Below are 19,767 nucleotides of genomic sequence, written 5' to 3' on the forward strand. Positions count from 1 at the left end.
CTCTTTGTTGTCGTCTTATGTCTCACTCCTACTTAACACGCCAAGGTTTATTGCTTGATCTAGGGTCAGTGCCTTTGAGACCAAACTATGCAGAGCCGCCTCTGACAGCTGCCAGACATCGGCTTCATGGGGTGGAGGAGGGACGTGTATATCAATGGAAGTTCCGGCCTGGCTGATACGCGACCACAATCGACGATCGACAACGTAAACATAGGTATTCTGGGGCCAATCATCATTCACTTTGATCAATACGTTTAGCCACCATCGGGTTCTTTGCAGGCCAGCAGAGCCCTCTATTTTCTCAAGCGATGGCATGTTTTGAGACCGGATGGCTAGCTGAGTGGCAATCGAGACATCCAGTGCCCCTGGGTAGCTCTCGCTAAATGGGTTAGTAAACAATCCATCATAAGAGCAAGCCCAACTGAGTGAGCTTGCTAATCCGATAGCCCCAGAAGCAATAAAAGAGACAATACGCTTCTTCATAAGAGATTCCTATGGGGTTACTATATTAAACCAAAAATTAAAGCTATCCAGCATGGTAACAAAGTCCTTAAGCTGCTGTGGGTCGCCCTCAATTTGGATTGAACCATCGGCAATCGCTTGTTCTAACGTCAGTTTTCCTAGTTGAACATCATCGAGTGTCGTCTTGGCTAGCGCCAGAGAGACCCCAGGGTTTTTAGCGAGTTTCTTGGTGTGATTTAACACGGAGTTTTCGACATAGAGTGCGTATTGCTCGTCGAGATCGGTGAAATTGATATTCATCGATAACGTTTTACCTGCCGCTTTTTCAGGCAAAATACGCACGGCTAAATAGTCAAACAACATCTCTGGCGGCATGTTTTTGATGATATCTGGAGAAGCAACATTCGTCCCGCCAGTACTTGGAGTGCCATTCCTTAACTCGTACGCACCTTGTAGATAAACTGAGCGCCAAGGACCTGATTCTGCCTGATAACCCATCTGTTCATAGGTATCTGCGAGCAGCTCTTTACCCTTTTTACTTTCTGGATTGGCGAATACAACATGTTTAAGTACCTCGGCAACCCAGCGATAATGGCCTTTGTCAAAGTCTGCTTGTGCTTTTTGATCGCTTGTTGTTCGCCCCCATGTATTCAACATATTTCTCTGCAGCATCAGCAGGGGGCAGGTTATTTAGATCGGATGGATTGCCGTTGTACCAGCCCATATAGCGCTGATACACAGCTCTGCTATTGTGACGTAAGGTGCCGTAATAGCCTCTTGAACTCCAAGTATTACCAATTTCATCCGGAAATTCGATCATCTCAGAAATTTCTGAACCAATATAACCTTGATTCATCAGGCGTACTGTTTGATCGTGTGTGTACTTATACATGTCTCTTTGTGTTTTAAAGTACTCGACAATATCTTTTTGCCCCCACATGGGCCAGTGATGACTTTGGAATTTAACTTCCACTTCATCTCCCCACAAATCAATCGTTTCCTGCAGGTAGCTCGACCACTTGAGGGCGTCCCGTACTTGAGCACCTCGCAGAGTAAGAATGTTGTGCATCGTGTTGGTCGTGTTTTCTGCCATCCAAAGCGCTTTTTTATCCGGGAACCAGATATTCATTTCAGTAGGAGCTTCTGAGCCGGGCGTGTACTGAAAAACCATTTGAACACCATCAATCGTCCGTTTCTCTCCCGTTTCTTTTATGATGTCCGTTGGTTTAATCATTGTCGCAATACCCGTTGAGGTCGTCTGGCCCAAACCACCATTGACGCCACCTTTTTCATTTCTTGGTAGAAGTGCACCATACATATAGACTGCACGCCTACCCATAGCGTTACCAGCGATCACATTTTCTGAGACGGCATGTTCAGTAAAACCGTATGAAGCGACAATAGGCACCTTACCTGAAATGACGTCTTTTTCATCCACCACGCCTCGTACGCCTCCGAAGTGATCGATATGACTATGGCTGTAGAAGACACCTGTGACGGGTCTTTCTCCCAGTTCTTGGTTAATAAAATTGAGTGCTGCCTTGGCTGTCTCTTGTGAGATGAGTGGATCAAAGACTATCCAGCCTGTCTCACCTTTAATGAAGGTGATGTTTGACAAATCATAACCACGAACTTGATAAATGCCTTCCGTCACTTCAAACAAGCCGTTGATCATATTTAGCTGAGCATTACGCCATAAACTTGGATTGACGGTATCGGGCGAGGGTTTATCTAAACTAATGTAATCTTTATAGGCCTCCAGATCCCAAACAATATCACCATTTTCATTCGTGATTGTGACGACTTCTTGCTTCGCAACAAAGCCCCTTTGAGCATCTTTGAAATCACGCTTGTCGTTAAAAGGCAGCTCTTGTTTAACTTGATTATTCACTTCTTTGGTGACATCGGAGGCGTCTTTGGGTTCAGATGCATTCGCACTACTTATCACCAATAAAACCATTCCTAACCTTGCTATTTCCTTCATAAAGGATCTCCTGCATGTTGTATGCTCTAAGGTTAGGAAAGAAATGACAGAGTGCAAATATTGCTTTAAAAATCAAAGGCTTACATAGATATTAGTGAGCTTTGAGTTATTAATTGTTATTGTTTTTATTGGTATTATCGATTTTGCTATCAGAAGAAATAAGCTAAAAATGACCAGCTTGGCCGCAGGTAAGATCTTAGGTGAAAGCTGGCATGGTAGAATAGAGCTCAATTGAATTGAGGCACGTTTTTGTGTCACCGACGAAAGTAACTCATAGTGCCTATCTCTTTGAAAACAATATGGTAGAGTCTACCGCTTCTTTTTGCTCGTAAGTTGCCTGAGATAATAAATGGCTCAATGCTGTCTCTGTAAGCGGGATTAACTCTGAATCCAAAACACTCCTCATAGAAATACAGTAATTCACCAAACGTTCCGATCTTGATCAGATCCAACATACAAACCAATAGTGTTTTTGACGCCTTGCTCTGTCTAAATTTGAGCGCGGATTGATATTTCATTGCCGCCATATGAGTGTGAGAAAACAGCGGACTTGGCGGAACTTTACCAACCAAATTAAACAGGCTACTTGTATTAACTAGGTGCTCTAAGTATTTAGGGGTAACGGCTCTTGGATCGGAGCCAAAACAGGTTTTGCCGTATTGGGCGACGGATGCGCACTCATACACCGATGCACTTAATTCTGAACAGAACATGTTGGGAGCCCGTTTACTTATCCCATAAACGAAATCTAGAATGTCTTGGATGTACTGATTGGTCCCAGAGTTAAAGTTTCTTTTCTTTAAAAGTGATGAGATAGAGCCAATTTTGTCATATTTCCCGCCGGTGATATTGTTTTTATACAAGAAGTCTTTGTCTCTAGTATTCACATTGTGTTTACACAAAGCGGCGGCTATCTTGCTCGCGCCGTTGGCTAACACCTTGTCGGAACATCTAAATACCACCCAGCCATTCTTTCGTTTACTGGTTAGGGCCATAGACCTTACGACGCCTTCTCCGCTCGCTTCAGCAATTTCATCTTTCGATATCGCTAAAGCAGCGTGTTCAGACGTTCCTGAGCCTTGTAACTGCATCCCTGCTTTCTCGTCTAAAGATTTCTTATGAATGAAAGAATCTTGCATCATAGGAATCAAAACTTCTGTTGGTTTTGAAGCGTGTCCAGGAAACATTTTAGCAATAATCACATCACCTGGTTGTAGCGTAACTTCTTTCAGGTGATCGTATTGATGTTGTGTACTGATGACTTTTTTATTAAACATGCGACGGCACCTGTGCAGTTATATCTATGAAAAATAGGGTATTAACAAATTGTAGAACCTTGTAACTAACAAATCTATTTGTAAGGGTGATTTTTAGGCAGTGATCAATATTCCTTATCCGTTGACCAGTTTAGTCAATGTAAGGAACGCGCTGCCCAAAGCGATAGCTAGGGTAAACCCCTATGTCCTGACAACCATGAGTTCAGGTGTTCACCTGATACCTACCTGAGCTTGAACCAAGCAAACTAAACCCAACAACAAGAAAAGAAGGTCGTTGATATGAAAGCATTACAGGTGGTCTTGTTCTTTAAGCCAGGTCATATCGATTATCAAGGAAAACGAACAGAGGTGGCGGGAAATCAGCTCGTTATGATCGGAGAAGAAGCTGAAATACACGCGGCAAGTCGCAGTGATTGGATGAGTGTGTTTTTCTATCCTGGTGAGATTTGTCAGGTTTATCCATTACTGACTGAGCTGATAACACATAATCATACTGGACTACGAACAATCAACGGTGAAATAGAAACTGTCCCAGTCTTTGATGAGCTTGTTAACGTTATTCAGCAACTTCATAAAGTCAACAAAGAAGTCATGCTGCGCTTTGTTTTTACCTACTGCCTTGAGATGAACAAGCCATATTTCTCAGAGTTGCTTAACCAATACGCCGACCCAAATGACAAAGTATTTGATTTCGTAAACAAGCATCTTTATGAGCAATGGTCAGTATCTCGCTACGCTGAGCAACTTGGTATGGAAGTGACAAAGCTCAACACGGCTTTCTACAAATATTATGGTCAATCAACCAAAGCGTGGCTGACCGAACAACGCTTGAGCTATGCGAAACAGGTGATTCTAGAAACAAATCGAAAAATAGCTGACGTCGCTTTTGATGCGGGTTTTAGCAGTCATTCTCATTTTATCGGTGCATTCAAAAAGCGTTATCAATGCAGCCCATCAGATTTACGCGCCGGTAAAAGATAGGAGGTCATCATGGATCTTAATGCAATTATCAATCAATTGTCCCAAATGTCAGCGCAATCTGCTCAAGACATTAAAACAAAAATGGCACAAGCGGACCCGAATAACCCTGATCAAATGCTACAAGCTCAATTTTCGGTTCAGCAATACTCTAATTTTCTAGGGTATGAGAGTGCTTTGATCAAAGCCGTGAAAGATATGGTGCAGGGGATCATAGCGAAGATATGAAAAGTTCAGACAAACAGCTGCTTGTTGAAGCTGCGTTGGCGGCCGCAAACCACGGACTCGAAAAGCATGCGCTTAGCATACTCAATGCATTCTCTTCGCTGATTGAAGATGAAGAAGATAGATGTATTTGTGCCAGCTTGATCTACTTTGCTCTGGACAAACGAGCTCAGGCGATTCGTTCTCTAAATGGGTTAGATACCCCCCAAGCTGAGGGACTGCGCTTTTTGTACTCCTCAACGGCTGAAAGTGCAGACACGCACAAAATTTGTTCATTGATAACCGGAGGTTCACATGGAACTGAGTGCAATAGCTAAGGCAACATACTCTGCTCTGGAGACACAGACAGAGACGATCAATCCGGATAAAGCCATGGTTGATAAGTTCAGTCAATTGATGCAACAGAGTACGCAGGATACATCCAAGCTCAATGATATTGTCGGCCCAATGCCTAACTCCAATGCGCCAATGGGAATTTCACCCGATCAGGCCATTCAGAGCCAAACCATGGTGACAAGAGCGCTAGTGGAAGTCGATCTGGCAGCGAAAACAGCCGGGAGCCTATCTCAATCGATTAATAAACTGGTGACAATGCAATGAAAAAGTTCAAATGGCTAGCCTTAGTGATGGCTTTGCTGTTGACAGGTTGTAAAGTCGAACTCTACCAGAACCTGCCGCAGTCTGAAGCCAACCAAATGGTGGCCTTGCTCATGCTCAATCATATTGATGCAAGTTCAGAAACTGACGTAAAAACGGGCAAGGTAACGCTTAAGATAGAGAAAGATCAATTTATTAATGCGGTCGAATTGTTAAGACAAAATGGTTACCCGAAGGCCGAATATGTCGGTATTGAGCAGCTATTTCCTTCAGGTCAACTTGTCTCTTCTCCCGCTCAGGAAGAGGCCAAAATGAGCTATTTAAAAGAGCAGCAATTGGAGAGAACGTTGTCCAGTATGGATGGTGTCATTAGTGCACGGGTCTCAATTGCTCAAAGCGACAAAAATGCCTCTACAGGGCGCACGGTAATGAGCGACAAATCGGCGGCGGTGTACATCAAGTATTCTCCGGAGGCGAACTTGGGTAATTCAGAGTCTCAGATCCGAAATCTGATCAAAAATGCAGTCCCTGATCTGCAATACGAAAACATCAGCCTATTCTTACAGCCCGCAGATTTTCGTTATCAGCCAGTCGTAGAATCGAGCTCAGACTGGGATGATGTTCAGAACTGGGTGGTAGCAAACAAAACCCCAGTGACCGTTGGGTTAGGCAGTGTACTGATTGCTGGGGTTGCTGGGGTTGCTGGGTTGGGGCTTAGCCGAAGGAAAGAGGGCTGATCATGTCTAATGAGACGCTAGCACTAAACAAAACACTGAGGCAAGTCAGCTCAAGATTGCATGCGCAATGGTGGTCAAAGCTGAATTTAGAGTCTTGGCAATCCATTCCAGAGCGCAACTCCTTGGTGCGCCAGCGTCTGGATAGTGCCATCCTAAGCCGCCTTGAGTGCCAATCAATTTGGTTAGAAGAGTGCTCAGAGGAAATGAAAAAGTGGCTGCCTGTATTACCAAGAATTTCTCTATTGGCGACAGCTGCCGGGCTATTGTCGCAAAACTGCCCAGATTACTTGTGGGATAGCACTTATCGACGAGTCCTATTGCAGACATTTACTCAACCTCAAATTGAACAGTTAATCGCACTATGGCCAGCAGGCTCTGAGCCACCAGCATGGTCTGCGAGCAATGTACTGGAACAGGCAGAGCGTTTTAGCACCAGCGCTATTTACTCCATTTGGAAGGATCAACCTTTTTGGTTGCTACTTCGCCTGAGCTTACCAGTGCTCGATACCCCGATAACACTGACTCAGGAAGATACTGAGAAGATCGAAAGCTGGATATTTAGATTGGAGCGTTTTCTATGAAGCCATTCACTATATCAGTAACACATTGTGAGCTAGATAAGTGTGGCAATACGGTGTCAAAGCAGCAAGTAGATAATGCCATTCGCAGAAAAGATTGTGAATTGAAAGCGCGTCAGCGCATTGCCGCCATCGTTCGCCATGCACGTTCGAAAAGAGATGAAGCTCGTCAACAAGCAGAGCACATACTTCAGACAGCTCGTGAAAAATCGGAACAATTGGAATCCGCATGGCGAGAGCAAGCGCAGCAAAAAGCGGTGAGTGAGTCCGTTAGGTGGCTTGTAGACCAAGGCGAACTTGAACGGAGTTTAATAGAAAACCTTACAGGACGGATCCGTCAGCAAGTTCGCAAAGTGCTTGAGCAGTGGTCCACAGAGCAAGACATTTGTCAGTTCTTGGTTAAGAGGATAAGCGACCAGATTGCTTATCAGGTAGATAAAGAGAACCTGACCCCTGTTTGTACCACAAGCACACTATTCGAGATTAAAAAAAGAATTTGGTGAGCAGTTGAATGTGCAGATTAAAGCCGAACTTAACCAAGCACAAGCTGAGCTCACGTCTGACTGTCTGGTAATTCGAATCGATCTGGATCAGCAATTACAGATACTGCTTGATTCGTTTTCAAAGGCTTCAGATCAACAGTCAACCGCTTGAGAGAGGGTTTTGCAATGAGAGTTGAAGGAAACACCAATACTGAATTTCATGCATTTCCGCAAAATACGGCCTCGGCGGCACCAGCCAATGAGTCTACTGCGACTTTGGCAAGCGCGGCACTAGCCGAAGTTAGGGCGGAAGCTATGGAGGAAACCATGGAGGGGTTAAGCCTTGGACTTAGTAGCATGATGAAGCGTATGAACCTCGCATCAAAAGCACAAGATCCAATGATGAATGGAATCGAGAAGCTGCTTCAACAAATGGATAAGCTAGCACGCCAATCCATAAATCGGATCTCAGAGCAACTATCACAAATGAAAGACGCTTCTCAGATTTTCACTGCGCTGGAAAAATCGGGTTTAGACAAAGGGAAAATGGCACTGGTTTTGACCTCACTGCTTGGTTTCAAAGGTCTAGATCCCGAAATAAAAAAGCAGATTAAGAAACGTCTTATGACCTTGCTCTCTGAGGAAGAAATAGAGCTAGAAATTATCGCTGCGGCACAAGGAATGAATGTTGATAAGAACGGCTTACGTGCGGTGCGCCAACTGTATCAGCATGCTAAACGTGGTGAGAAGGGCTTAGCTCATTGGTTTGAACTCTTGGAGCGCCATGAAAATCGCCGACAATATATTCGAATTCTAATTCGCTCGATGGCAGAGCCCCTTGATGAAGGACAGAGAACGGATGATATGACCAAAGTGGTGGCAACCATTAATGATCTTAAACGATTACTACTTTTTCTCACGTTTGAAGACCACTGCGTGTCGCTGGCTAAGGCCATGGCGTTGGAGCCGCAATCGGTGATGTCTGCCACGATAGAGCTGCTAGAGCAATCTTGGATTTATCCCGACGCCTTGTCATTGATCATCGGCCGATTAGCGCTGGTGGATGAGCGTCGAGTAATTTTTTTACGGCGGTGGAAAGAGCTGATGGCAGTCATGTCGGAAACTTGTTACCGAGATCCCGAACAAAAAGAGCATGTTCAGGAAGCCATGCTTGAACTTTTAGATCAGTGGAATGAATGATCAATCCGTTAAAGGGGAGAACAACGATGAGTCATGAACTATTGCTAGCTCGTCTTGGCGAAAAATTAGGACTACCGCTGGTCTTTGACCAGTCAAATCAATGTCTTTTGCTTTGGGATGAGCAGCTTATGGTGTCGATTGCACCGAAAAATGACGATTGGGTGCTGAGATGCATGTTGACCAAAGTTGAACCAGAAAATGAAGGGGAGACCTTTAAACAAGCATTAAAGCTTAACCATGAGTTAAACAAGCTTGATGGTGGCCATATCTTCTATGAGGAGAGCAGTCGTGCGCTACTGTATCAGGTTGTTATTCAATCTCCTCAAAGCGGTGATGAGATCTTCGAACAACTGACAGAAGTGGTTAATCAATATGACCAATTGCATAGCGAATTTCATCAAGGCCATCCACTCAATAAACATGTCACATCCTTAGGAGGCGTTTGCTATGCCGATTGAATTAAACCAATTTACAGCCAATGTCGACAATAGCCAGCTAGTATTGAGTGATAATGCTTCTGGCGATCCGGTTATCGTCAAATCTCAGTTCAGCTTTGCTGAAAAGGTGATGCAATGGCTAACCCAGATTCCTTTACTCAGTGATCTGAGTGCAGTTCAGGAGTTTGTCCAAAAGCAAACCGAGGGAAATCTCAAAACACTGGGCGTGTTCCTGAGTGCGCTTGCGCACGAATACGGTGATGAGTTTGCTGGAAAGGTAGCAAACAAGATGGATTTTAGTGGCCAAACACCTCTAACATCGCGCTTGGTCAAACAGTTGACGCAGGGTTCGGTGAGTGTTGAGAAAAAAAGAACCCCAATTGGTTCAGAGAGATAATAGACAGATTCAAGCAGACAGCAAAGCAGTGGAAGACTCAAGGTTACCGACAAGCACACCGATGTCGAAATTGGAACAAGCGGCAAAGTCTATCACTGGTTATTTGTGCCCAGCGCCATTGCCTTCGCCAAGCTCTCTCTCTTACATGAGTAGTTTCTTTTACAGCGAAACGGCCACTATGCAACGCCTTCAAAAAGAAGTCTCTGCCTATAATCAGGCCATCAAGACAAGTACGCTTGATGATGAAGCGCATAAGCTCGCTCAGATTTTCCAGAAACCACTTCCGTCTGAAACCGTGACCGTGAGTATTGAGACTTTCTCAGCAAAAGTCGACAAATTAAAGGAGAATTTAGCAAACGTTGAATCGGCTATTGATCAGCTCGCTAATGATCAACAGAACGATGTTAAGCAGTTAAAGCGAGTAATGTTTAAAGAAAATGATAGGCTTGATGCAATAAAATCATTGGCAAATCTTTACCGCCAAGCTTGGCAGTCAGAGTCAGAAGATTACAAAGCATTTTCGACCTTTTATGAGACTTGTTCACCTGCACTTAAATCGACGCTTACTCCAGAGTTAGCAAGGTTAAGCTTTGAACTCATTAACAACTCGCCAAGTTTAGATAGTGAAACCTTAGCTAATCGTCTATCAGACAAACTTGTTCAATATGCTTCCGATATGTCGACAGTTAACTTAAGAGTATTGTCGGAAGTGTTGGCCGAAAAAGTGCCCTCATTGGCAGATGATGTGTTTATGCCATTTCCTAAAAAGGAACAAAAGGCGCAACTTGGCGCCATCAATCTAATTAAACAAGCACTTAAGCAAAGCCGTACTGAATTGATGGAAGAACAAAAAGGTATCGAAGCCCGCCTGGACATCCCAAGTAAAATCAATCAGCTTCGCCACAGTGCTGCTGTGTTTGCAAAAGAAATGCAGCAGTTTTTTGAGTCGGATTCAACGGTAGAAGATCAGTTCTCTGCCACTCTAGCTGCGTTGACAGGCAACGTTTGGTTGGTTGTAAAAGGTGACAACCTACTGCCCGATGAACTGACCGATTACGATGACCTAGATCTTACAGACCAGATCAGAAATGAGCTCGACCAAATCCATATCAGCGACAAAACACGCAAGTTAGCTGAAGACGTTATTCAAGCGCAACATCGTCTCTCTTGGCTAGACAGAGAGAACAGTGTCACTCATGAACGAAATAATCGAGCTGGCGTTAATATTTACGCGGATATTGAAAGCAAGCAACTGGCTGACAATATAACGCAGAACTTAACGTTATACGCCGATTATCTCGATGAAAAAGTCAGTGCGGCAAAAGCCTATGTAGCCTCGTTAGATGCTTTAGCACAGGAAACAATTAGTGACGGTGTAACCAAACAATTAATCATTATGCGATCAGAGGCCGAGCGACAACTCACAAGACTGACTAACCTCGCAGAACAGTGTGGGACTGTACAAATGGCGCAAGATACGAAAGTGTTGCTGGGCAATAAGCTAGCACGCCTAGATACCATGTTAGATCGAACTGTCGATGCCAACACCAAACGGCTTAACCTGCAGGGATTTTTGTCTTTCTTATCGCCTTTGAGAGCCAACAATGACCAGGTACGAGCACTCATACTGGAGCGTGAAGAACTACAACTTGAGTTGAATAAGCAAGAAAAGTATGTGGTTGATCTACATGGTAAAAACTGGAGAAATCAACCTCATATATCGTCAGAAAAAGAAGTGGAAACGTTGAAGCGCCTTGAGTTGAGTATGGCGTCTTTAGTGCAAGACATCGAACTGCTTGATGACGAATACGAAAAGTCCATGTTGGAACTGACTCGCTTTGATCGCGAAGTGACAAAGGAAAAAGGTTACCCTGGTGTCAGCGGCAACAGTTTAGAATCCTGGTCGGCCTGGGTAAAACAGAATCTAGCTGGCCATTGGTCTGGCGATTATCGTCCAGATTTAAGTACTCTAATTCTGGAACGTCAAATGGCGAAAGTCGGTATACAAAGCTATACCGAGGCTTACCAAAAAGCTTTATGCTACCTTGTCTTCTGGTGAAGTTAGCTCGAACTATCAGGGTGTGATGAACACACTCGGGCAATTGCATAACTGGGCCATGGCACATCCTGTGGAATCACAAGCGCTAGCGGGTAACCTGACACACGCCTATCAAATAATCAGTTCGAACAGTGGTTGGTTCGGCAACGATCTCGCGGCTATGGCCTCCACAGTGTGGAAAACAGGCAGTGTCGAAAATCAAGTGAAAGATATTCTGCAAGGAAGACGCGAGTTCTTACCTAGTCACGAATCTATGTCTATGACAGCAGAAATGATCGCGTTAATTCATTTGGCGCAATGTGCGCCATACATTGCAGGTGCCGTGAAGGGGGCCTCCGGAAGTGGCGTTGTCGCAACTGGAGCCAGTCAACTTGTCGCGGCGCTCGTTCCAGGGGCCCCACTCATGAAGCCGATGGCAAGCATGATAGGTGGCCTGGTCCAAACTTGGTCGGAACGCAAAATGGCCAACGTTGTAAACCGAAATCGGTCAACGGAAATAATGGTCAACGCTTTGATGGCGGGTATCCATAAACAAGGCAGTTTTAATGATCGCGCAAAAGCTATCGCGTCTTATGCAATGCAACGTCAGGCGCTTCAAGACATCGGCACCTTGTCCAGAGATTGCTTCGAAACCAACAAAGCGGGAGCGATGAGCCGAATGTGGCAAGATGCAAAAAATACATGGCAAGAAATGAACTGGAAAGCGAAGAGCTTTACCGTTGCAACAACGGCCGCCGTTTCTATTGGTGCCGCGGCAATAGCAGCACTTAGTATGATTGCCATCGTAGGAACAGGAGGGATTGCCATCGCTATTGCGGCGATTGCTGGCGCCGGCGTGACACCGCTGGGGGCTCTTCTTGCCAGAACCGCGCTAAACTTGATTGCTTCAACGAATTTTCTTGGCATGAATGACGCGCATAACAGAGCAAAAGAAAACATGACTCAACAACGTATCGATGAAGCGTTGCAACGGCTTGCAAATAAAACCAAAGACGATCAGCGTTTGGGGGATTTACTTGGTGACTCGCTCAACGATGCGGGACAATTGATTCAACTGAATCATCTACCAGAGGATCAGCAAGAAACGTCATTTCGCTATCAAATCGCGAGTATCGCTTCTGAACGCGAACAGCAGGTGATCGAACAGAATACACTGAGCAAAGCAAAACTGATCGAAACGGCTAAGTCTTATGTCCCTGAGTCATTATTAAAGGATGAGAACGGCAGTATTGACTGGGAAAACTGTTACCAACAAGTAGAACAAGCGTTAGTCAAACAGGCCGCTTAACACACATAACGCCCCGGTTGAATCCGGGGCTTATTTCAGGTGTAGACCTGATACCCCACGCAGCATAATCCCCGCATGATAGAGCCATAGGTAATAGATGGGATGGTTATGGATCTGCAAATCACGAGAAACATTGAACAACTGATTGCATTGCTCAGGCTGCCAGCAATTCGGGTTTCGGACATCATAGAAATACACCAACAGCCTTTTGGGTTAAGACTCGAAGTACAGGGTAATCGACTTATGCTGACTTCATGGTTATTAGCATGTTCGAGCCACAATCTGGACAATGCACTCAAGCGAAATCAACCTGAACGTTTCAGCGGATTACCTCAACGTATTTTTCCTATTGGTCAGCAACTGTTTATTAGCGCGTTATGCCCTAAACAGTTTGACGCACATCAGTGGTTTCGTTTGTGTCAGAAGCAACGTCAGTTTCTAACACAGTTAGGTGGAGGAGAGTCGTTATGTCAATCGCAACACGTTGGTTAGCCAAAGTAGCCGGAAGACAAGACATCATACTCAGCGCTATGCTGGTAATCGCCGTATTTATGATGATTCTGCCTTTACCGACCACCTTGGTGGACGTGCTGATCGCTGTGAATCTCGGCATGTCGATTATCCTACTTATGATCGCTATCTATATTCGTGATCCATTGGAGTTTTCCGCATTTCCCTCGATGCTATTAATCACCACCTTATATCGTCTCGCACTCACCATAAGTACCAGTCGTCTGATTTTACTTCAGCATGACGCTGGGGAAATCGTCTATACCTTTGGCGACTTCGTCGTCGGCGGCAATTTAGCTGTTGGTATCATTGTTTTCGCTATTATCACTATTGTTCAGTTTATCGTCATTACTAAAGGTTCGGAGCGCGTTGCAGAGGTTAGCGCCCGTTTCTCGCTTGATGGTATGCCTGGCAAGCAGATGAGTATTGACGGTGATATGCGTGCTGGAATCATTGATGCTAAAGAAGCTAAGCGCCAGCGTTCAGTAGTTCAAAAAGAGAGCCAGCTATACGGCGCAATGGATGGCGCGATGAAATTCGTAAAAGGTGACGCGATCGCAAGCGTTATCGTGATCTTAACCAATATCTTCGGGGGTATTGCTGTCGGTGTACTTCAGCACAATATGTCGGCTTCAGAAGCATTGAACACATACGCTATTTTATCCGTCGGTGATGGACTTATTGCTCAAATACCTTCGTTACTTATTTCTATTACCGCCGGTTTGATCGTGACTCGTGTTCCAGGAGAGACTAAAAACAACCTCGCCAATGAGTTGGTTCAACAAGTTTCACGTCAGCCTTCATCGCTTCAGATGGCAGCGGCGGTAATGTTTGTGTTTGCGGTCATTCCCGGCTTTCCTTGGTTCGTATTTGGACCGCTTGGTTTAGCCGTATTGGGGGCGTCTTTCTGGATAACTCGAAAAGAGAAACATTCAGACGATCATCAGGGTTTTGTTGCCAGTGAAAATGTCGAAGCCAATGGAGATCAGGAAATGACACCTGGAGCAGTACCGCTTATGTTGGCGATTGGCCAAGAGCTGATGGAAGAGAACCTAAGCAAATCTTTACAAACGCTCAGATGGAAACTGTTCGAAAAACTTGGCCTACCTCTTCCAGAAATTCAGGTGCAGGTATTGCGCAATGAGCGTCGCGATGAGTTCGAATTACTGTTGTACCAAGAGCCCGTGATAAAACTCAACATCACACAGCAACAGATATTGACCCTGACAGATATTGAGGGTTTAGAAAGCAAACAAACCAAACTAGCGTTTAATCAGCAAATTTTGTATTGGTACCCACTTGAAGCATTGGACACAATTCAACTCAGTGGACATGACTATTATCAGGGCAATGATATATCCATTCATTTAGTCGAAATGGTTGCCCAACATTACGCCAAGGAATTTTTGGGGGTTCAGGAAACACGTTATCTTATGGACTCCATGGAAATGCGCTATGCGGAGCTAGTAAAAGAGCTGCAACGCTTGCTTCCTGTCAGCAAAGTCACTGAAATTCTCCAGCGTTTAGTGGAAGAAAATATCTCTATTCGGGACTTGAGAACCATCTTCGAAACGCTCGTAGAATGGGCTTCAAAAGAAAAGGACACGATTATGCTGACAGAGTATGTTCGTGTGGCTTTACGCAGACACATCCGCCGGAAATTCACGGCAGCAGAAGGCTGGATCCCAATGTTGATCATTGGTGACAGTATCGAAAATCAAATCCGCGAATCCATTCGCCAGTCGGCGGTTGGCGCATACAGCGCGTTAGATCCAGAAGAAGAACAACACATCATTACAATGATCAAAGACAAATTGCCTAGCCGCATGCCATGTGTGTTGTTGACCTCATTAGACGTAAGGCGTTATCTGAGAAAAATTGTTGAGCCAACTATGCCGATGACACCCGTCTTGTCTTTTTCAGGAGATAGGCGATGACGCAAGCATTAAAGTCATCGCACAAGTTGATACATTAGCGGAGGTGCCAAATGCGATTGCCGGATAAAACAGATTTAATCGAAGCGCTGAATCAACAACTGTTCCCCGAACTGCCTTTGGCGCCAACATATCGCCGATTCGGAAAAATTTTGGAAGTCACGTCGACATTAATTCGTGCCACCTTACCCGGGGCTAGGCAAGGCGAGCTTTGTATGATTGGTCACGACCTTAAGGCAGAAGTGGTGGCAATCAATGGAGAAGAGGCGTGGTTATCGCCATTTCGCTCAACAACCGGTATTGGCACTGACATGCAGGTCGAGCCCATGGGACATGGACACAGAGTAATGGTCGGTGATGAATTACTTGGACGTGTCTTGGATGGATTGGGTCATCCCTTGGATGACAGTGCTTGGGTTGGAAAATGGCGAGACAATCACGGCGAAGCCCCTGATCCATTAAAGCGCAAGTTGATCAGCAAGGTGATGCCGACAGGTGTCCGTGCGATTGATGCAACACTTACGTTGGGTATAGGCCAACGGGTTGGCATTTTTGCCGCTGCGGGTGGAGGAAAAAGTACCTTGCTTGGTATGTTGGCAGGTCACTGTGAAGCGGATGTCATCGTGCTGGCTTTGGTCGGGGAGCGAGGGAGAGAAGTTCGAGAGTTTATCGAGTATTGTCTTCCACCTGCCGCAAAAAGAAAAACAGTGCTGATCGTCGCGACGTCAGATAAGCCGCCTTTGGAACGAATGAAGGCAGCAGTAACAGCAACGACAGTCGCAGAGTATTTTCGCGACCAAGGTAAGAATGTCCTGCTTATGGTTGACTCGTTAACTCGTTTTGCGCGGGCGGGCCGAGAAATCGGTCTTGCCGCGGGTGAACCACCCGTGGCTAACGGTTTTCCGCCTAGTGTGTTTGTCCAGCTTGCTGCTCTACTTGAACGAGCAGGACCTGCACCTGTCGGGAATATTACCGCTATCTACACTGTGCTGGTCGAAGGAGACAATATGAATGAGCCCATTGCCGACGAAGTTCGTTCAATTCTGGATGGTCACATTGTGTTATCACGTAAGCTGGCTGGTGCAGGACATTATCCAGCCATTGATGTCAATGCTAGTGTAAGCCGTGTTATGGAGCAGATTGTTACCTGCCAGCACAAGAATGACGCCAAGCACTTAAGACATTTACTCGCTCTCTATCAGGAAGTGCAATTACTGATCCGGGTCGGCGAGTATCAGCAGGGTCAGGATCCGGCCACTGACGAAGCCGTTGCTAAATTTGACTCAATCGAGCACTTCCTTTGTCAGGGTGCGAACGAGCCTTCATCACTCAGAGATACACTTCAGCAGTTACATCAGCTAAACGGAGGATAGGTGAGTGAAATTATCCAGTCAGGACATTGACCTTATTGAACAACTGCTTCATATACGCAAGCGAAAAGAAGAACGGTTGCAAGCTCAGTGGAACCAACTCAAAGCGCAGCAAGATGAATGCCAGTGTGAAAAACAAAAATCGTATCAGGAGTGGCTTGTTTCAAGGGAAGCATTAGCCAATCCGCTACAAACTGAAGATGTCATGGATCGTCGCCAACTGAAGCAACTCTTGGGAGAGAAGCAGAATCAGTATATGGACGAGCGTTCTAAAGCGGAATCCGTCGATGACTGGCATAAACGAATAGAGCAACTGGAACGGGAAAAATTGGAACTATGGAATCAGAAAACACGGTTGATACGAGGCCAGGAAAAGCTCAAAGAGGTACTGGATGAGTAACAGAATTGCGCAGATTGAACGTCCTACATGGCGTGTCGAAAGTGTTGCAGGTCGTCATGAGGCAGATCCTGAACTTAAGCAGCGATTTATGACCTTATTCCACAAACGGCAGAACGTTGATTTACCTAACGATAAGCCGGAGGTTTGTGGGCGAATTCCGTCTTCAATCTTAAATGAACTATCGTCAGTGAATCATGTGGCAACATGGGGAAACGCTGAAATATACAGAGGTCAAAATAGCCTCATATTCAAATTGCTCAACGGCCCAATGTCGGGATTGGTGATCACCGCCCAATGGATGGCACAAGACGTTTTGATCAACTTGAAACCGAAGAATCAAAAACAACGAGACGCCCTGACTCGTATCATGCCGAAAATAAAACATCGTCTGAGTGAATCCACGATCCAAATGACCATAGAGGTAAATCGTTATGACTGATCTAATTGAAATGAGCAAGGTGATTGGCGCTGGCTTAGAGAATCAATATTGTCGTATGTCACTACAGAAAGTGGGTGGAGAAGGTCTGTTTTGGTCATATCGAAGTGATTCAAAGAGCGGCATTTGGTGCAGCCATTCGGACTGGAACCATGGTGTGACTGAGATAACCGCGATTGAATCTTTAAGCATGATTGCTGACGATTTGCTACCCACATTGGTTGCTGCCATGTTTTCAGCCGTGAGTATTCCTTTTATCAAAGATATTAACACTCAAAGTGCAGAATGTTGCTTACTCGATGGCATTTATCCCGTGGTTCAATGTCAGGGTTATGAGTTTGTATTGGTGGGTTTTAACGCCACATGGCTAAAGCGCCTGACGACCAATTGGACACGTTTTTCAGGACAAAGTATCAAGGTGGATGTGCCTTTAGTAGCGGGCTACACAACCGATATTGAGTCAATCACTCAAGGTAATGGAGTGTGGCTAAGAGAAGGCCTGAATCCGGATGAGGGTAAAGCGATTTTGTGGTGGGACAAACCACTGGCAATAGTCCAGTTTGAGGGAGGACAAACCTGGTCTGTAGAGCATGTCTTCGCTCCGTACTCATTCTCTGAAGCGGTCAGTTATGTCCGGATTGCTTCACTCGAAGTAAATTTGCCCGATTTGTTGCAATTAATGGAGGGGCAAACCATCGAAGCGCCACTGTCCTGCGAAACCACGAGTAAGCTTGTATTCAACAATCAATCCATTGCCGCGGGTGAACTGTTAGTCAGCCAGGATGGCGTGCTTTTCTACACGAGTGATACGATCACTCGAGCGGCTTGATGCTAAGGATATGGGAAGTTCAGCCGATTTATAGATAAGTTAATCATGATGCTGGAATGCGTCAACCAATGAATAGTGATGCGTTGTAGACGGAGATAACTTCTTTACCAAGCGAACTAAAGAGACTAACAAATGGAAGGCAAAGCCTTCCATTTTTGGTTCATTACAAACTTAAAGTTTGATTTGCTGGAGAGTCGGTTTCCATCTAGCGTGTGTCGCTTGATCTTCAAGCGTCACGCCAACGTTACGACCATCCAGAATGTTAAGCACATAACGCTTGTTGGTGCCATCGACGTAGCGACTGATCAACTTGTCATTTTCCCAGAACCATTTTTGAGCAAGATTAGAGCTGCATGACTCAACGGTCAGATTCTTATCTTCGGAAACCGTCAAACAGCGATCTGGTGCAACACGGCTGCGGTAGCGCTCATTGCTATCTAGACCCCAAGTCTGATTCCAACTTCCATGACAGCTCCAGCCATCCACTTGACCGCCCTCTGCTTTCTTATCACCATTGGTGCCATAGACGTCCAGACATAGGTCATTGTTGCTTAACGACTGCAAGGTCACATGTGCTTCGGCTTCGAATAGTGGGTGGCTCCAATCTATACGAACCGTTCGTGGAATTGACCATCCAGTTGTCGACCAACCCCCTGGACCATAGACGGAGAACAGTGCTGATGGGATAACATCACCATAACGTGCTTTAGCAACAAACTTTGCGCCAATTTCAAAATCCGTTGTTCCGTTCTGAGAAACAGGCGCTTCATAAATAACGTCATAGTTGGGCTTGAAGTTAGCATAAGAAATTGGGTTGAATTTCGATTTATCGAAAACCCAGCCGCTTCCCCAGTGTGCTGACGTAAAGTAGCAGCCAAGCTCTTCACGGCGGAGTTCTTGGCATTCATCAAACTCACGCTCAAAGGCGATTTCAAAATCACTTAATGAAGAACGGTTGTTGACACGGTAGTCCTTGGTATCAAACACCAGTGTTTTTTCATTCTTATAACTGAATGAACCACTCACTTCTGCACTGACTTTAGGGCCATCTTTGCCTACTTCTGCGCCAGCTGAACCATTAATACCGATCGAGTAGCCATGTGTATCACGATGCTGGTAGTTTTTATTTTCGTTATGAGGAAAGTCGCTGACTTTCTTAGGAACGTAACCTGACACTGGCTTTACCCACAGCTCATAGCTGCTCGCAAATGGCCCAATGTAGGTACGGCGATTCGCCCAACTTTGGAACCAGCTATGATCTTGCTGAAGATCATCGACGAGATGGAAACCCGTCCCCGCCTTGTCCGCCTCCACTGTAAAACGTACGATCTTAGCGTCAGGTGTAAAACCCTGTGAAGTTGAAGACTGAACAGAACGCATCTGTGACACGTTGACTCGAATATCAACAGAGGCACCAGCATTACACCAATCTCGTTTTGTGTCGAAGTCTTTACTTGTATAAAGGTTACACGTTAGCTTTGAACTAGTGATGTAGTAGACTTTTTCAACAACAGGGACATAGTCGTCAGCAAACGCATTGACAGAAGCAGCAAGCAAAGAAAGAGTGAAAATCTTAGAAGTTTGCAT

General features: G+C 45.2%; 19 protein-coding genes and 3 pseudogenes. 18 read left to right on the forward strand and 4 right to left on the reverse strand.

Annotation, left to right across the window (positions count from 1 at the left end; genetic code table 11):
- Positions 1 to 15: 15 nt before the first annotated feature.
- From KW548_10290 to KW548_10300, 3 genes and pseudogenes are all read right to left on the reverse strand, one after another.
- On the reverse strand, positions 16 to 483 hold the full coding sequence (locus KW548_10290; GenBank protein QXX05606.1) for a hypothetical protein: 468 nt from the start codon (positions 481 to 483) through the stop codon (positions 16 to 18).
- Between the two features lie 9 nt (positions 484 to 492).
- Positions 493 to 2,446: pseudogene (locus KW548_10295) on the reverse strand (MBL fold metallo-hydrolase).
- A gap of 254 nt (positions 2,447 to 2,700) precedes the next feature.
- Positions 2,701 to 3,723, reverse strand: a complete 1,023-nt coding sequence (locus tag KW548_10300) for a hypothetical protein (GenBank protein ID QXX05607.1) — start codon at positions 3,721 to 3,723, stop codon at positions 2,701 to 2,703.
- A 279-nt stretch (positions 3,724 to 4,002) separates the two neighbouring features.
- On the opposite strand from KW548_10300, the gene KW548_10305 reads away from it, so the two are divergent.
- The 18 genes and pseudogenes from KW548_10305 (at position 4,003) to KW548_10390 (ending at position 18,180) form a co-directional block, all read left to right on the forward strand.
- Positions 4,003 to 4,704 (forward strand): AraC family transcriptional regulator, encoded by a 702-nt coding sequence (locus KW548_10305; GenBank protein ID QXX05608.1) that lies wholly within the window; start codon positions 4,003 to 4,005, stop codon positions 4,702 to 4,704.
- A gap of 9 nt (positions 4,705 to 4,713) precedes the next feature.
- Positions 4,714 to 4,929 (forward strand): type III secretion system needle protein SsaG, encoded by a 216-nt coding sequence (gene ssaG, locus KW548_10310; protein QXX05609.1) that lies wholly within the window; start codon positions 4,714 to 4,716, stop codon positions 4,927 to 4,929.
- Positions 4,926 to 5,243, forward strand: coding sequence for an EscG/YscG/SsaH family type III secretion system needle protein co-chaperone (locus tag KW548_10315; protein QXX05610.1), 318 nt, complete (start codon positions 4,926 to 4,928; stop codon positions 5,241 to 5,243). The genes ssaG and KW548_10315 overlap by 4 nt, the downstream gene beginning before the upstream one ends.
- The gene (sctI, locus tag KW548_10320; protein ID QXX05611.1) at positions 5,221 to 5,526 is read left to right on the forward strand and encodes a type III secretion system inner rod subunit SctI; all 306 of its coding nucleotides are present in this window, start codon (positions 5,221 to 5,223) and stop codon (positions 5,524 to 5,526) included. Before KW548_10315 ends, sctI begins: the two co-directional genes overlap by 23 nt.
- Entirely contained in the window at positions 5,523 to 6,260 is a 738-nt protein-coding gene (sctJ, locus tag KW548_10325) for a type III secretion inner membrane ring lipoprotein SctJ (GenBank protein ID QXX05612.1), read from the forward strand. Before sctI ends, sctJ begins: the two co-directional genes overlap by 4 nt.
- Positions 6,261 to 6,262: 2 nt before the next feature.
- The gene (locus KW548_10330; protein QXX05613.1) at positions 6,263 to 6,841 is read left to right on the forward strand and encodes a hypothetical protein; all 579 of its coding nucleotides are present in this window, start codon (positions 6,263 to 6,265) and stop codon (positions 6,839 to 6,841) included.
- Positions 6,838 to 7,492, forward strand: a pseudogene (locus KW548_10335) (type III secretion protein). The gene KW548_10330 and the pseudogene KW548_10335 overlap by 4 nt, the downstream one beginning before the upstream one ends.
- A 14-nt stretch (positions 7,493 to 7,506) precedes the next feature.
- A complete protein-coding gene (locus KW548_10340; protein QXX05614.1) occupies positions 7,507 to 8,520 on the forward strand; it encodes a secretion protein in 1,014 nt (337 codons plus the stop codon).
- A 26-nt stretch (positions 8,521 to 8,546) separates the two neighbouring features.
- The gene (gene sicP, locus KW548_10345) at positions 8,547 to 8,978 is read left to right on the forward strand and encodes a chaperone SicP (protein QXX05615.1); all 432 of its coding nucleotides are present in this window, start codon (positions 8,547 to 8,549) and stop codon (positions 8,976 to 8,978) included.
- Positions 8,968 to 9,354 carry a hypothetical protein gene (locus KW548_10350; protein QXX05616.1) on the forward strand — a complete coding sequence of 129 codons (387 nt, stop codon included), beginning with the start codon at positions 8,968 to 8,970 and terminating at the stop codon, positions 9,352 to 9,354. The genes sicP and KW548_10350 overlap by 11 nt, the downstream gene beginning before the upstream one ends.
- Positions 9,338 to 11,413 carry a hypothetical protein gene (locus tag KW548_10355; protein QXX05617.1) on the forward strand — a complete coding sequence of 692 codons (2,076 nt, stop codon included), beginning with the start codon at positions 9,338 to 9,340 and terminating at the stop codon, positions 11,411 to 11,413. The genes KW548_10350 and KW548_10355 overlap by 17 nt, the downstream gene beginning before the upstream one ends.
- 25 nt (positions 11,414 to 11,438) lie before the next feature.
- Complete coding sequence (locus KW548_10360) at positions 11,439 to 12,701, forward strand: hypothetical protein (protein QXX05618.1); 1,263 nt, start codon at positions 11,439 to 11,441, stop codon at positions 12,699 to 12,701.
- A gap of 108 nt (positions 12,702 to 12,809) precedes the next feature.
- Positions 12,810 to 13,193, forward strand: a complete 384-nt coding sequence (locus KW548_10365; GenBank protein QXX05619.1) for a hypothetical protein — start codon at positions 12,810 to 12,812, stop codon at positions 13,191 to 13,193.
- Positions 13,169 to 15,215: pseudogene (locus tag KW548_10370) on the forward strand (EscV/YscV/HrcV family type III secretion system export apparatus protein). The gene KW548_10365 and the pseudogene KW548_10370 overlap by 25 nt, the downstream one beginning before the upstream one ends.
- The gene (locus KW548_10375) at positions 15,199 to 16,518 is read left to right on the forward strand and encodes an EscN/YscN/HrcN family type III secretion system ATPase (protein ID QXX05620.1); all 1,320 of its coding nucleotides are present in this window, start codon (positions 15,199 to 15,201) and stop codon (positions 16,516 to 16,518) included. Before KW548_10370 ends, KW548_10375 begins: the two are co-directional and overlap by 17 nt.
- 4 nt (positions 16,519 to 16,522) lie before the next feature.
- The gene (locus KW548_10380; protein QXX05621.1) at positions 16,523 to 16,915 is read left to right on the forward strand and encodes a hypothetical protein; all 393 of its coding nucleotides are present in this window, start codon (positions 16,523 to 16,525) and stop codon (positions 16,913 to 16,915) included.
- Positions 16,908 to 17,354: a hypothetical protein gene (locus KW548_10385; protein ID QXX05622.1), complete on the forward strand. Its 447-nt coding sequence runs from the start codon at positions 16,908 to 16,910 to the stop codon at positions 17,352 to 17,354. Before KW548_10380 ends, KW548_10385 begins: the two co-directional genes overlap by 8 nt.
- Entirely contained in the window at positions 17,347 to 18,180 is an 834-nt protein-coding gene (locus KW548_10390) for a hypothetical protein (protein ID QXX05623.1), read from the forward strand. The genes KW548_10385 and KW548_10390 overlap by 8 nt, the downstream gene beginning before the upstream one ends.
- A 171-nt stretch (positions 18,181 to 18,351) precedes the next feature.
- Here the strand turns inward: KW548_10390 and KW548_10395 are convergent, their stop codons facing one another.
- On the reverse strand, positions 18,352 to 19,767 hold the full coding sequence (locus tag KW548_10395; GenBank protein QXX05624.1) for a leukocidin family pore-forming toxin: 1,416 nt from the start codon (positions 19,765 to 19,767) through the stop codon (positions 18,352 to 18,354).

Origin of the sequence: Vibrio neptunius (genome assembly GCA_019339365.1) — a bacterium.
Lineage (GTDB): Bacteria > Pseudomonadota > Gammaproteobacteria > Enterobacterales > Vibrionaceae > Vibrio > Vibrio neptunius.

Coding starts and splice junctions, on each gene's coding strand:
- KW548_10290 (QXX05606.1), bottom strand. CDS start 483: ATGAAGAAGCGTATTGTCTCTTTTATTGCTTCTGGGGCTATCGGATTA.
- KW548_10300 (QXX05607.1), bottom strand. CDS start 3,723: ATGTTTAATAAAAAAGTCATCAGTACACAACATCAATACGATCACCTG.
- KW548_10305 (QXX05608.1), top strand. CDS start 4,003: ATGAAAGCATTACAGGTGGTCTTGTTCTTTAAGCCAGGTCATATCGAT.
- ssaG (QXX05609.1), top strand. CDS start 4,714: ATGGATCTTAATGCAATTATCAATCAATTGTCCCAAATGTCAGCGCAA.
- KW548_10315 (QXX05610.1), top strand. CDS start 4,926: ATGAAAAGTTCAGACAAACAGCTGCTTGTTGAAGCTGCGTTGGCGGCC.
- sctI (QXX05611.1), top strand. CDS start 5,221: ATGGAACTGAGTGCAATAGCTAAGGCAACATACTCTGCTCTGGAGACA.
- sctJ (QXX05612.1), top strand. CDS start 5,523: ATGAAAAAGTTCAAATGGCTAGCCTTAGTGATGGCTTTGCTGTTGACA.
- KW548_10330 (QXX05613.1), top strand. CDS start 6,263: ATGTCTAATGAGACGCTAGCACTAAACAAAACACTGAGGCAAGTCAGC.
- KW548_10340 (QXX05614.1), top strand. CDS start 7,507: ATGAGAGTTGAAGGAAACACCAATACTGAATTTCATGCATTTCCGCAA.
- sicP (QXX05615.1), top strand. CDS start 8,547: ATGAGTCATGAACTATTGCTAGCTCGTCTTGGCGAAAAATTAGGACTA.
- KW548_10350 (QXX05616.1), top strand. CDS start 8,968: ATGCCGATTGAATTAAACCAATTTACAGCCAATGTCGACAATAGCCAG.
- KW548_10360 (QXX05618.1), top strand. CDS start 11,439: ATGAACACACTCGGGCAATTGCATAACTGGGCCATGGCACATCCTGTG.
- KW548_10365 (QXX05619.1), top strand. CDS start 12,810: ATGGATCTGCAAATCACGAGAAACATTGAACAACTGATTGCATTGCTC.
- KW548_10375 (QXX05620.1), top strand. CDS start 15,199: ATGCGATTGCCGGATAAAACAGATTTAATCGAAGCGCTGAATCAACAA.
- KW548_10385 (QXX05622.1), top strand. CDS start 16,908: ATGAGTAACAGAATTGCGCAGATTGAACGTCCTACATGGCGTGTCGAA.
- KW548_10390 (QXX05623.1), top strand. CDS start 17,347: ATGACTGATCTAATTGAAATGAGCAAGGTGATTGGCGCTGGCTTAGAG.
- KW548_10395 (QXX05624.1), bottom strand. CDS start 19,767: ATGCAAACTTCTAAGATTTTCACTCTTTCTTTGCTTGCTGCTTCTGTC.